The sequence below is a fragment of the Clostridium polynesiense genome, assembly GCF_000820705.1.
Lineage (GTDB): Bacteria > Bacillota > Clostridia > Clostridiales > Clostridiaceae > Clostridium_AA > Clostridium_AA polynesiense.
This window is the reverse complement of the sequence record NZ_CCXI01000153.1, coordinates 23823-37959: the sequence shown is the minus strand read 5'-3', so window position 1 is coordinate 37959 and position 14137 is coordinate 23823. Positions and strand designations below refer to the sequence as shown.

The following is a 14137-nucleotide window of genomic DNA, read 5'->3' as shown; positions in this document are numbered from 1 at the left end:
GTGGGAAAGCTATCAGTATCAAGAGCAGGGAGCATGCAATAAGAGATTTTTGTCCATTTGTAAGATAATACAGCTCCACTTTTCCGTTGCAGCTCATTTTCATACACTTAACAAAGGCATTTCCTTGATTATGAAGCACCTTATATTCTGTAGACATAAAGCTGCTGTTATCATTTAATAAATAAGCAAAATTTGAGCCACAAGGCTTTTCCACCAGTGTTCCACTTTCAATTAATGAATTCAATTCCTTTACCTCCTGCAAAATTTCTTAGAATTACTTATCACAATTTCTATCCATGCCCCATATAAATTCTGATAAATAATTCTTCAGCTGCCCCTGCAGGAGAATCTCCTGCAGGATATCTGCTGAAAAACTAATTATTTCTTTATTTTTGTAACCTTACCTCTTCTTTTTAATATGAAGAAGCCTACTCCGGCAAATAGGGCCAGTGCTCCTGCAATGCTAGATCCAAATAAAGGTTTATTTGCATACAACCTTATTAATGCATTAGTGGATACGGTTATATTGTTCTCAAATACAAACCCTGGTTTAAAGCCATTCTGTGAGGTATCAGTAATGTTACCTGCTAAATCCAGGACAACTATCTTTATCTGTTGATTCATACCCTCACCTATTTCAAAGGTACCGGTAAAGTTAGTTAGATTCTCAAAATTATTAAATACCGCAGCCTCTTTTCCTGATACATATACCCTGGCTTCCTTTAGTCCAATAGAATCAAATATATCAAAGTCAACCTTAAGGGTTTCTGCATTATAATATTTTGAATGAAGCCCCCTTATACTGGAAATTTCCGGACTTGTGGTATCAACTCTGAATAATACCTCTCCTCCATCATAGTTTATGGTTTCAGGCTTATTTCCTGCCTCATCCTCTGAGGAAACTACAACCTTATAGATTCCATCTCTTTCAAAATTGGAGGCTGCTATAGAGTAGTCATACTGATACCAGCCGCTGCTTCCAATAGGTGCTGAGTGATTGACCACAGGAGAAACTCCATACTTTATCTCCCCTAAGGGCTTACCATCTAAGGTTATCTCTACCTTTGCGGAGCCCTCCAGAAGCTTATTAGGATTGAATTCAGTGATAACTATATCCTCTTTTACCTTTTGAACGTAAGAATCCTGAAGCTTTGATAGATAATCATTATATACATACACAGAACCAAATCTGTTTACTGAAAAGGTCACCTTGGTGCTTTCTTCATTTCCTGCCTTATCCATAACCGTTGCAGTAAGGGTGTATATCCCATCATTTTCTTTAATCTCCCTGAAGGTGTCATGTATTCCGTAAGCACCCTGGGTGGTAGTATTCAGCTCCTTTAAGAATTCCTTAGTAACATCTGCATTGATTTCTCCTCTTCTGGTGCGGAGCAGCTGTAATTTATAACCCTCAAAGTTTAAATCCGATAATTCAGTCTCCGGAATTACCTGAGCCTTATAGGCACTTCCATTAGAAACCCCTTTTATAATAGGAGCATCTATGGTGGTATCCACCACAAAATCCTTAGAGGCTGCTGAGGCTCCATAATTAACTCCTTGAGCTTCATTCCCTGCCATATCGGAAAGCTTAAAATCAAAGGTATAATCTCCATCCTGAGAAAAGCTCAGCGTTGCTGTATATATATCTCCATTTTTGCTCCAGCCGGAAAGGGCAGGATTAGTTATAGGTGCTCCATTTTTCATGGCTGTAACAGTATAACTGGTTCTGTCAGCAGTGAAGTTATGCTCCTCTACGGTTATAGTAGCTGTTCTTCCTTTATTAAAATACTTACCATTCCTTACAATGTTGTTGTCATAGGTAACAGTAACCTTTGGAAGGGTTTTGTCTATGGTAAATTCTTCAGGATATACGGTACCTTCAGAATAGTTAACAGCACCGGCCTTGTTATCAGCTAGGTCTGTGTATTCTATCTTAAAGGTGTAATCTCCATCAGCTTTAAAGCTTAAGGTAGCTCTATAGAGGGTGTTATCTCCATTGCCATTGCCGCTGCCGCTTATCTTCTCCCAGTTAGTTACCGAAGGAATTTCTCCATCGCTGTTAGTAACCTGTATCTTCACATCATCATTATTAAAATTACGTTCTGTAATGGTAATGGTTGCTGTACGGTCTTCTTTAAAGAAGTTTTGTGAATCAGCACTGTTATTATTGTAGGAAACATCTATCTTAGGAGCAGTGGTATCAATTTTAATAGCTCCCACAGGAGTTCTGGTAATTGTGACATTGCCAGCCTTATCTATAGCTGTAACCTCCACCACAACTCCATTGCTGTTATTTTCCTTGCTGTCAATTACAATAGAACCTTTAAAGCTTTGTATAAGACCAGCTTCATCTTTTATTACTTCGGAACCATTTCCTTCTAAAATCAGGATTTCTTCCTTAGTGACACTATCCTCAGATAAAATTCTATAGGACAGCTTTGCAAGGCCAGAATAAAATCCATTTTTGCTGTCAGGAGTGCTGCCTATATATTTAGGGTCAGCAGCAAGAATCTGAACCTTAACATCTTTATTGTGATAGCCATTTTTGTTAGCTGCTTCTGGGGTTATGATAATATCAGGAGCGTAATTTTCCCCAGTTGGCGGCTTATTATCCACAATGACGCCTTCACTATTCACAATAGTGGTGTTACCAGCCATATCCTCTGCCTTAAGATAAATTACAAACTTATCATTAGGTACTATAGTTATACCTTCTTCACCATCATAGGTCAGCCATCTCCCCTTCTCTTTATCATATTCCTGAGGACCTTTTACCTTTTGGTAGGTTAAGGCTTTCAAGCCGCTTATATCAGTGTTTGCAGACATCTTCACCTTAATTTCCTTATCATAGAATAGGCTGTAGGAAATACTATTGCTATCCTTTGGCAGGATAGATTTATCCAGAACCTCAATATTCAAGCTATCCGGCGCTGTAATATCCACCTTAATTTCTTTTATTACCATGGAGCTGTCACTGGAGGGATTTCCAGCCTCATCTACAGTCCAAAGCTTAAGCTTATAAATTCCATCCTCTTTAATAACCGGATTATTTTTTCCATCAAAGAGCACTGCATCTGCAGATTCATCACTCTCCTGCTTAGTTTCATTCCAAAGCTTGTAGTAAGCTGAAACAGAAGGTGAAAACTCTCCTGTTACAGGCTCTTCTATTGTAATTGAGGGATAACTTTCCACATACCAGCCATTCTTTCCATTAGCCTCTTTAATGGTTAAGTTTGAATTTTCTGGAAGAGATCTTTGAAGTTTTACTTCAGTTCCTTTGGTTTCAGGACTTGTATTCATATTATTAGAAACAGCGCGGAAGTAGAGCCTTCCATTAAAGTCTTCATTTAAAGTAATCTTATTACTTATGGTTCCTCCATCCATATGTGGGAGAAGTCCATCCGTATCAGGAAGCCTTGCCCACACCGTATCTTCCTTAGCAGGGTCTGTATAGTCAACCCTGTATTCATAATAATCAACACCGGAAAGGGTTGCTGCATCTTTTAAAGAAATCACCACAGGAGAATTTGTCCACACTCCTTCTTCATAGCCATTGGTATTTACTGTAGGAGCATATAAACTAGTTTCTTTATCAATTACTACCGGAGTTCCATCCTTATCCGTTACCGCCTCAGTACTATTTCCAGCCTTGTCCCAGGCTCTGAAATATATCTTTCCGGTAAATTCTTTGTAGGGTATTTTTTCTTCCACCTTATTTTCTTGTGAATCCACCTTAACCCATCTATCCTCTAAAAGCTCCTCACCTTCAGGAACCATCTGATATTCATAATAGGCTAAGCCGCTGTCAAAGGTCTCTCTGGCATCCTTTGCTTCCATGATTATATGAATCTTATCTTTATATAAGAGACCAAAACTAATAAAATTGAGAAACTTTTTAATAAAACCCTTATCCTTATCTTCTACATAAGTCAGCTTGAGATCTGATGGAGGAGTCCTATCAATCTTTATTTCTATAGATGAGGCTTCAGAAACCCTGTTCACAGAGTCCACTGCCCAAATATAGTATCTTCCATTAAATTCTCCTTCCGGCACCTCTATCTTGTATCTTCCATTTTCATATACAGCTTCAATGAGTCCCTTCTTATCCTGAGCCTCTTCATAGCTTTGGTATTTAGTGGAGTAGAATACCTTTGAAACTCCAGATTGACTATCCTCTGCAGTGATATAAACTATAATGCTGCTGTTGTCCCATTCTCTTTTAGTGCTCTTTTCAACCTTTTTAATTTCAGGGCTCTTATTGTCTATATGGTCAATCTCTACAGAAGCTTTTCCCACATTTCCAGCCTGATCCACTGCAAATATATAGTACTTACCATTTTCCAGAGACTCAAAGGAATACTTTCCTTCTTTACCCTTAAGCTCTATTAGGTTTTCTGAACCTTCCACATATTTATCTAAGGTAGAATAATAAACCTTATCCAAGGTGTTTTCTTCACTAACCTGGAAGGTAACTATATTCTTTTTGGCATCCCATTCTTTTGAGGACTGAAGATCTGATATAACCGGAGCCTTAGTATCTATGTTGCTGGTTGTCTTTGAAGTTATAGTTTTATTTCCGGCATAATCTATTGCAAAGATATACCATTCTTGATTTTTTGAAACCTCAAAGGTATATTTACCATCTACCACCTTGATTTCAGCACCTGTGTCCGCATCCTTACGAGAAGCATAATATACCTTAGCTATACCGCTTTCCGTTTCCTCAATGTTAAAGCTGTAGGTTATCTTTTTATACCAAAGCTTTCCGGTTTCCTTTTGAGATATATCTCCTATCTTGGGAGCTTTAGTATCTATTTTGCTGATGGTTATTTCCTTCATTGTTACATGGTCTGCATTATCCACAGCATAAATATATATATTTCCATTCTTATCAGCCCTTATTGGATTACCAGCAATCCACACCGTCTTTCCCAGATTACTTTCTAAGTCAGAAGCTTTCAGATTTGGTTCATAAGAATAATAAACCGCCTTAACCTTATCATTATCATTAGCTTCATAGTTTATAAACTTTTCATTAGCCCATTCAGATTCCTTAGATACGGTAATCTTACCTAAATCCGGAGGAAGCAAATCATTAAAGGAAGCTTCTACAGTAATGTCTTCTTGTAAATTGGATATAGTAAAATTCCCATTTTCATTAACAGCTGCGGTTTTTCCATTAATCTTCACTTCCTTAAGCTGGAAGCCCTTATTAGTAGCTACGGAAAGTGTAATTGATTCTCCCTGAAGAAGAGTTATTTTATTAGCTTCAATCTCTTTATTATCAGCTCTAAGGATTTTCCCGTGTTCAGGCTGATTAATAGTTATTGTGAATTTTTTTTCTTCTATGGGCACCATATTAATTTCCATGGTTTTATTAGGATAAAGCTTCAAATCTACCTTTTCAGCAGAGTATTCATAGCCCGCAACTCCTGTAACCTGAAGTCTATAGGTAGTATTAGTGCTTAAAAGATTATTAAATACCGCCTTACCTTCTTTATCTACGGAGGCAGAAATAACCTTATCCTTATTATTCTCATCAGTAAAGATAATCTTAGCCCCATGGTGCCTTTCATCTTTAATGGCAACAGTAAAAGAATCGATAACCTCTTCTGCTCCTGCTATTATGGGAGCAAGGTCGTTAATTACCAGGGTAGCCATAAATATCATTATCAAAAATCTAGAAATTCCTCGTCTAGCAAATTTTCTCTTTTTAACCTTCATAATTATCCCCCTTGGAAGTTTATTGTTACTCTATGACATCCTTTGTATGGATTATAATTATTTCCTCTAAAAGCTTAATTTCAACAGGGGTTCTATCCACCTCTTTTTCAGGAGTCAATATTTCAGTAGCTATGCCATCCCCTCCGGAAGCTTCCTGCAGAATTTCTGTAGAGTTTTCATCAGGTAAATCCTCAGTGATATTTGTTCCTCCTGTATATACAGTGTCCTTATTGACTCCAAAACCTCTGGATATTCCATGGTACTTTTTATCTCCTGCCAGATTTCCTATAGCCTCACTTATCCTTCCTTTAGAAAAAAATAAAGGTAAGCTGTCCTTCTTTTTTACACTAGCTGCTTCACCGGAGGCTTTGATCCTTTCTATGGACTTCTTAGCTGTTCTTCCAGATAGGTCACCTATAACCTTCCAGATATCAAATTTTAGAAAGAAGAATAAGGATAGAATAAAAAATAATAAGGATAAGGCAAAAGAGATTGTAGAAATGGTTTCGTAGGTTCCCTGCATGGTTATCTCCTTTCCTTCGCATTGATATAAGAACGGTTTAAAGCCTCTATATATCCTGGATAGATGCGATTAATATTAGCTTGAATATTCACAGATGTACTCTGAGTAACAAATAAGGACTTAGACTCTTCCTGTGCTTTAGTGAGTATACCTTCAACCTTTGCCTTCTCTACTCCTGTCAGAGCAAAGCCTCTTCTATGGTCATTTAACAGATTCATTATTTCCTGATACATAATGAGCTTTATATAAGCTGCATCATCATAGGTATATTCCTCTACATTATCTATACATATGAGGAGAGACTCCAAAAGAGACTCATAAGCCTCCTCGGCAGGTTCTTTTACGCTGGTGGGATTTACCACATATTGAGAGTAGAAGTTTCCTATAATATAGTAGCTTTCCGCCATAGAATTATATTTAAAGTTCTGATTATCAGCCTCATATATCTCAGCAAAATAAGGGTAAGCTTTTAATATCCTGCTTCTAAATGAATTATCCCCTCCGGAATAGAGATAAAAGTACGTAGTTCCTATGTCATATTTTATATTTAAGTTATCTATCTCCGAAGAGACAAAGGAACTCTTATTTGCGTTGTATAATGCAGTAAATTCATTGCTTTCCTTATCCCCGAAGGTATTATTAGCCTTATAGGCCTCCAAAAGCATATGATAAGCTCTTGGGTCGCTGCCTATCAGTGTGATAGCTTCCTTGTAGGTGTTTATTTTCGTTTCATAATCAGTAGAAGCTGAGATATTTATCTTATTTAGATAGTTATTATTTTTCTCCCTAGCAGCGAGAAACTTTCCTGTAAAGCCTGTGGTGAGCATCAAGAGGCATAAGGAGGAGGATATTATAAAGACCTTGAGTTTATCCTTCAGCTTCTTCTTATATTCACCATCCACCTTTTCATAATGCTCTAAGTCATAAAGCAGCTCTGCACAGCTTTGGTATCTATCCTCAGGATTTAACTGGGTACATTTTTCAATTATTCTCTCAAGGCCTCCGGAGAGGTTAGGATTCCACTGCCTTATAGGGTAGAGTTCATAGGGAGGCTCACTGGGATTTTGACCGGTTATCAAATGGTATAGAGTTACCCCCAAGCAGTATATATCCGTTCTTGCATCGGTCTGCCCTTTTCCTCCAAACTGTTCAGGAGCTGCGTAGCCCTTTGTTCCAAGGCTCACGGTATCTGCCAAGTTTTCTTCCTTATACTCCCTTGCAATTCCAAAGTCTATAACCTTTAGATTACCCTCCGGTTTCAGCATCACATTAGCTGGCTTCATATCTCTATATATGATCGGCGGCTTTTGAGAATGGAGATACTGAAGGACATCACAGAGCTGCTTCGCCCAGTCAATGACCCTTTCCTGTGGCTGGGAACCATATTCATTTACTATACGGTCTAAAGGCTCCCCTTCTATATAATCCATAACTACATATATAGTTTCACCGTTATCTATAATATCCACAATTCTGGGGAGTGAAGGATGATCCAGCTTTTTCATGAGTTTTGCCTCGGCTAGCAAGCTTTGAACGATAATCTCATTATTTCTTCCGCTGCCTTCTTTTTTTATTTCTTTAATAGCCCATTGCTTATTAAGCCTTTTGTCCATGGCCAGATATACCACGGACATTCCACCTTGCCCTATTTTTTTTAGTATTTCATATTTCTTATCAATGGCTGAGCCTATTGAAGTCAATTTCTCACCTTCATTCTACTTTAATCAATATTGCTGTTAGGTTATCCCTTTCTCTTCTCTCTTTAGCAATATTCATCAAATGCCTTAAATGACTTTTGCTCTCCTCCTTCGTTACCCCTGCTCCAGGCTTTAAGTGATTAAATATTTCTTCGGAGGTTATTTCATTTCTAAATCCATCAGAGCAGAGCAGGTAGTTTGTCCCTCTTTCAAGCTTTCCAAAAATCACTTCCGGAACTACCTTCTTAGAAGCACCAACGCATTGAAGGAGCACATTTCTCCTGGGGCTTTTTCTTGCCTCCTCAAGAGTCATGTTCCCTCGCTTTACTTCTCTGGCTACATAGGTGTGATCCTCTGTAAGCTGCCTAAGGTCATGATGAATCTCATAGGCTCTGGTGTCTCCTACATGGGCTATCATATAGCTGTCATCAATGAAGAGAAGAGCTGTAAGGGTTGTACCTAAAGTAGTATTGCTTTTTTCTCCATAACGGAGTATTACGGTATTTAATTTTTCAATGAGCCTCTTCCAGGCTTCTGATAGAGTTTCCCAATTAAAGCTTTTAAGCTGGTAGGGCAGTTCTTTATCAAACCATGTTGAAAAATATCTTACAGCGGTAGCACTGGCCAGCTCTCCTTTTTGGAGACCTCCCATACCATCACAAAGCACTGCTAAGAGAATATTACGGCCATCTATGGTGGAGGCAAGCTTTATTAAGGTGCTGTCCTGATTTGTTTTCTTTATATTTCCTACATCCGTTTCAACTAAAGCAGTAAACTTCATATTCTCACCTTCATATAAAAAAATCGAATTCTTCATTGCCCAGTCTTAATCGGCTGCCGGGGTGTATTTCCACCTCGCTATAGGCTGGCACTATTTCTTCATCAATGTAAGTCTTATTAGTGGAATTATTATCATAAATAAAATAACCGCCATTTCTGATGAGGATGTGAGCGTGATTTCTGCTCACTGCATTGTTATCTTCTATACAGTAATCAACAATATTTCTATCCTTACCTATTTTGAAGCTTTCTTTGTCTATAACTATTTTTTCCTCATTTTTAATCCTGATTAGATAAGGGTATACCATCACTTCTTCAGCTAATAATACCGTTCCATAATCTTCGGACAAAAGGGAGGTGCCTTCCTCTTCCAGGAGAGTAGTACCCTCCTCTTCATCTAACAAGGCAGTTCCTTCTCCTCCATATCTATCCTCCGATGACTTTCTATTATAATGCTTCTCATATTCTAAAGGATCGTTGGTTATGAAACCGCTTTTTCCAGCTCTCTGCCTTGGAAGGATAGAATAAACGCTAGGACAAGCCTTTGATATATAAGCCTCCAGCTCATCAGAAATGAATGTGTTCATTCCCTTCAAAATAGCTATTATTTCTGATACAAAGGAGGTGTCTACCTCCAGGAGAAACACTGTGGAATATAATAAGTCAGAAATAAAGGCAAAGATGTCATTAGCTGAAGCTCTGCTTATTAAAGGCTGATATATGAAAAAAAGTTCCTTTGTAGTCTTATTTATAAAAACACATCTTAAATCCAGCACAAGATTTTTTATATAAAGGCTATTATAATTAACCCTCTTCACCGCTTCTACCAGCTGTGCCAGCACCAAAAAGAAATCTTCCTTATTTAATCCAGTCTTCAAATAATCCTTTAAATCCATTACCTCAATGGCAGTGTATATTATTTTTCTCTTATTCTTAACCTCAGGCCTCATAAATCCTCTTAAAAGCTTTGAATAAAACACTGCGATTTCTCTATCATTTATTTCTTCCCCTCTGGTTAATTTGCTCTCCACAATAACCTGAGTGCCTTTTTTTATCACCTTAAGCTTTGCCATATTTTACACCTCTAAGTAATATCACTAATGAAAATTTATTTTATAAAAAAAACACATCCTCAATGAATATGGATGTGATTCTGTATGCAAAAGCTAGCAGTAATACGGTAATAATACCATAAGATACCGGCATAAAAATTTACTTCCAAAGGAATTTCTTAAATGAAGCTAGCTCAGGAAACAGAATCCCTATTATTGTCAGCATCGCAATAAATTATTAACTAATAATATATATCAATTATAATAGGTAATTATTTATTATACAAGAAAATTATTACATAATTTTCACTGCAATTATTAACAAAATGGTAAAAAGAGTAAAAATTAATATTTTATTTACATCTTGTTACTATATACCCTTTATTGATTAAAATATGTTATGCAAAATAATTATAGAAGATAAAATTATAAAAGAAGTCCCAATAACTATTGATAAAGATTATAGTTATTGGGACTTTGATTTATACCTTTTTAGTGAATTCCACATATAGATTTTCCGAAAGCTTTTGATGAAGCTTTAGCTTTGTGGTGATGGGCCTTTCACCTTCAAATTCTATAGTGTCACCTTTGCCTATATAGATATTTCAACAATCTTTTATCCAGATCCTTATATAGCTTTTCTATCAGATTTTCTATTGATACTTCATCGACTTTTATATAAATATAGTAAGCTTATTACTTTATGTGAAATAGCCAACATTATACAATAATTTACTTGGCAATGAATTAAAATAAAAAATGCGTCAACTGACGCATTATAAATAATCTTTTTGAATTTATCCACAGTATGTTTGCTTAATATATTTTAAAACTAATCTTATAAACAATATTAATTGAGCACTAAATAAATATCATCTATTGTTATATAAAAATTTTTACCTCAAAGAAAAATATATTAATTTTATGTTATTTTTTCTGTTATGTTAATTACTGTATTTATGTTAATACGGTAAAAAGTATCATATACTCAACCATTTTCCGATTGATTTTATAAATTCATATTCATCTGTAGATACACTATAAGTTGCTTTTGATAATTTACTATTTATACTACTTAATCTATATATCCACTCTGTCTTTGCTTTTTTACCACCAGCTATCTTGGTTTCTTCAGGTCTCGTAAAATTACCCTCGAAGATTTCATTCCAATTTCTACCATGTATTACTATTTCTCTGCATTCAGAAAGAGTAACACATTCCCAAATTGATATAGTTTTGTCATTCATACCACTTGCAATAATATCATAATTATGGGTATCCGCTTCATTTTTTGCTCTACTATATACATTTTTGGGGATACCTGTAATGATCCAGTTTTCTCCTCTCACTTTTTCAAGTTGTTCAGCAATTGAACTTTTTATTGCAATTTGAATGTCTCGCAAATAATTCATTGATTCTTCGTTATATGTCTTAGCTTCATCCATCCAATACTTTTTTAATCCCTCTGGATTGAAATCATTTCTTACATCAGATATTGTTTTTTGGAACGTACGCCAAAACCTTACATCTGCACCCCCTCCTAGATATCCACGCAGGTCTTTTTTTTGATCTGATGTAACATTATTTAAATATTCAATTAAGGGATCAAGATAATAATTCACTTCTTTGCATATATCTTCTGTATTACTTATTTTGGGACTTATCACTTTAGTATCAACAAGATAGTTTACAACATCATTGATAACACGAATAATGGCTTGAATTCCACGGTTTATAGTGACAATACCATCATTACTATCACCATTTTCCCACTCTACTTCAGTATATTTTTTGATATACCTTAAACATTCTTCAATAAATGGATAGAATATATCACAGGTTTTTTGATTTTGGCCCACATCAAAAGTTCCATCCTTTACCACGGTATTATTTTTAGTAAACTGAGTAAAAAATTGACACTTTTTCAAAGCTCCTTGTATAGCCTCGACAGTAATACTTTTAGTAAATGAGCGCTCATTTTCACCTACAACAACTCTTCCCAATAAAGGCGATGTTTCTTCCTCACCAAGCATTTGTGCTATTTTTGACCTTAATGCCTGACGTCTTTCATTAAAATCATCTGAATCCCAAAGCATATCGGCGTTAAGCGTTACTCTTAACGTTTTAGGAACAGCTTTCTGATTCTCGTTTATATCCATAAATAGCTTTATCTGTTCTTTTCTATCAAGATCAACAAAAGCTACAACAGGAATAGAATTTGTAGACCCATAATCCGAATCAGAATAACCGTACAATCTATGTTGTCCATCTATAATATAAGCAGAACGATATCTTTTGGGAAGATGTAAAATACCAAGCTTAGAAAGCGAACCATCAACTCGCATATCAGACAAATCAAATCTTAATCCCTTGCAATTAGTATCAATACTAATAATCAATGAATTAGGAAAATAATTTTTATTATTTATAAATGTTCGTACTTCACTCAATCGTTTCTTTTTTATAAGTCGTTGGTATGTAGGCATCATATTTTTATTTGCTTCATTTCTATGTAAAACATAACTTATTTTTAATAACCGTTCAGGTTCGATTACAAAACAATAATAAGTAAACCCCCCCATTTTCCCTTGAATAGCCGGTATAGTTTCTTCCATATTTCTAATCTCTTGGTTTGCAAATAAATTTCCAAGCAGTTGATATCTAGCAGAGGAACCAAGATGTTTACTAAGTTCAATATAGTAATTTATTACTGCATCATTAAAATGAATAATTCCCCATTCCTCTAGTTTACTTAAATCTGATTTACTCATAATATAATTATGAGTTGCCCAAATGAATTTGACTTTTCTACCCTGGTATTGCTTTTGCGCCTCTTTACGTAAGCCATCCATTTGACCATGTAAAGCTTCAATAGGCTTTTTAAAAATACCATCTTTCATTGATTCAGCAGCTTTACATTCAACAATGATTATAGTATCATCATCTACTGCAAATACATCAATTTGCTGTGTGAAGTCAGGGTTTTGAAAATCATATGACATTTTAAAATCTCTATCACAGTTCATATGTGTAAACCCTAAATTAGCAAATAACAACCAAACTCTATCTTCAAATAGTTCATCGTAAGGCTTGTCTTTTTTTACGCCAATAAACTTAGGATTTTTATAGCTTTTAAATCGAGTCCAGCCTTCATCGATTAAATCTGGGAGTGCAAGTGTTCTCTCCTTTAAAGTAATATATGTTTTACTCCTTAAATTTTTTGATATCTTGAGCTCTTTTCCTGATACAATTTTATTCCATGATGTTCTTGTCATATTCCCCTACCTCCTCTGGAATATTAGTAAATATATATTCAGAAACTTTTTCTCTTTTTGAATTTTTACCGCCAATCAAGCTATATCTATCTACTAAAATACGTCGATCATCTTTTTCAAAGATTTCTTTTATAGTAACATGTGCTGCATTAGTAAGAATATAATACGCACCTTTTTTCTTTACATAATTTATATATCTACTAAGCCTGTGTTGATCTTCTAAAGAAAATAATACTTTATTATATTCAATGAAACCATTATTATTATGAGAAACCGTATATGGGGGATCCAAAAAAACCAAATCTTTTTCTTGAATTTTATATTTATTTAATTCAAAATCACCACTACTTAGATTAGCCTTTTTTAGTTTTTGACTAGCATTTAAAATCCTAGTAATATCATATTCCCATCTTTTCCTAAATCCATAAGGAACATTATATTCACCTTTCCTGTTTACCCTATATAAACCATTATATGATGTTTGATTCAAAAAAATAAATCGCGCAGCTTTTTCTACATTAGTTTGGGGTTTTAGCTCACGAATATTATAATAGTCTGTTTCTGTATTTTTATATTTTGAAAATAATTCAATAACCTCATTAGGAAAATCTCTGATAGTAATATATGAATCAATAAGTTCTTCATTTATATCTGAGAGATATGCTTTTTTATTATGTTGAAGAGCGAAAAATACTGATGCTCCTCCCAAAAAGGGTTCAAAATAACGATTATAATTTAGCTTTCCAATCATTTTATCAATTTCTTTAATTAGCCATGTTTTTCCTCCAGCCCATCTTAAAAACGGCTCAACATATGTCATGGGTTTCACCTCGCGTGTACTTGATAAAAACTTATACTGCTACAGTAAGATTTCATATTAGTTGTATTGAACTTTATACATATTATAAAACGACTAATTCTGATAGCGTTTAAATATCTTCTTTAATAAACCATATTTTATATGTAATTATATCATGAAATAATAACCTTATTCAACAAATTTTGTAAATTATATATATATTTAGGTCACTTTATCTATAATTACATACTATTAGTGAGTAATTTGTATTTATCAGACATAATTAA

At 35.0% G+C, this 14137-nt stretch carries 8 protein-coding genes; all 8 read right to left on the bottom strand.

What is annotated here, in order from left to right; translation table 11 throughout:
- Positions 1-244 (bottom strand): hypothetical protein (locus tag TA89_RS16450; RefSeq protein WP_040214928.1); only part of this gene is annotated, 244 nt, incomplete at its 3' end.
- Between the two features lie 134 nt (positions 245-378).
- Positions 379-5724, bottom strand: a complete 5346-nt coding sequence (locus TA89_RS16445) for a DUF1410 domain-containing protein (RefSeq protein ID WP_040214926.1) — start codon at positions 5722-5724, stop codon at positions 379-381.
- Between the two features lie 25 nt (positions 5725-5749).
- Positions 5750-6247: a hypothetical protein gene (locus tag TA89_RS16440; RefSeq protein WP_040214924.1), complete on the bottom strand. Its 498-nt coding sequence runs from the start codon at positions 6245-6247 to the stop codon at positions 5750-5752.
- Positions 6248-6249: 2 nt separating this feature from the next.
- On the bottom strand, positions 6250-7947 hold the full coding sequence (locus TA89_RS16435; protein WP_040214922.1) for a serine/threonine protein kinase: 1698 nt from the start codon (positions 7945-7947) through the stop codon (positions 6250-6252).
- A 10-nt stretch (positions 7948-7957) separates the two neighbouring features.
- A complete protein-coding gene (locus tag TA89_RS16430) occupies positions 7958-8761 on the bottom strand; it encodes a PP2C family protein-serine/threonine phosphatase (protein ID WP_052447578.1) in 804 nt (267 codons plus the stop codon).
- Positions 8736-9797 (bottom strand): FHA domain-containing protein, encoded by a 1062-nt coding sequence (locus tag TA89_RS17850; protein ID WP_052447577.1) that lies wholly within the window; start codon positions 9795-9797, stop codon positions 8736-8738. The genes TA89_RS16430 and TA89_RS17850 overlap by 26 nt, the downstream gene beginning before the upstream one ends.
- Before the next feature lie 959 nt (positions 9798-10756).
- A complete protein-coding gene (locus TA89_RS16420) occupies positions 10757-13051 on the bottom strand; it encodes a DGQHR domain-containing protein (protein WP_040214921.1) in 2295 nt (764 codons plus the stop codon).
- Positions 13029-13871, bottom strand: a complete 843-nt coding sequence (locus tag TA89_RS16415) for a DNA adenine methylase (RefSeq protein WP_040214920.1) — start codon at positions 13869-13871, stop codon at positions 13029-13031. The genes TA89_RS16420 and TA89_RS16415 overlap by 23 nt, the downstream gene beginning before the upstream one ends.
- Positions 13872-14137 lie beyond the last annotated feature (266 nt).

Bases quoted from the DNA above. Each gene is read 5' to 3' on its own strand.
- TA89_RS17850 (WP_052447577.1), bottom strand. From the start codon at position 9,797: ATGGCAAAGCTTAAGGTGATAAAAAAAGGCACTCAGGTTATTGTGGAG.
- TA89_RS16445 (WP_040214926.1), bottom strand. From the start codon at position 5,724: ATGAAGGTTAAAAAGAGAAAATTTGCTAGACGAGGAATTTCTAGATTT.
- TA89_RS16415 (WP_040214920.1), bottom strand. From the start codon at position 13,871: ATGACATATGTTGAGCCGTTTTTAAGATGGGCTGGAGGAAAAACATGG.
- TA89_RS16430 (WP_052447578.1), bottom strand. From the start codon at position 8,761: ATGAAGAATTCGATTTTTTTATATGAAGGTGAGAATATGAAGTTTACT.
- TA89_RS16440 (WP_040214924.1), bottom strand. From the start codon at position 6,247: ATGCAGGGAACCTACGAAACCATTTCTACAATCTCTTTTGCCTTATCC.
- TA89_RS16420 (WP_040214921.1), bottom strand. From the start codon at position 13,051: ATGACAAGAACATCATGGAATAAAATTGTATCAGGAAAAGAGCTCAAG.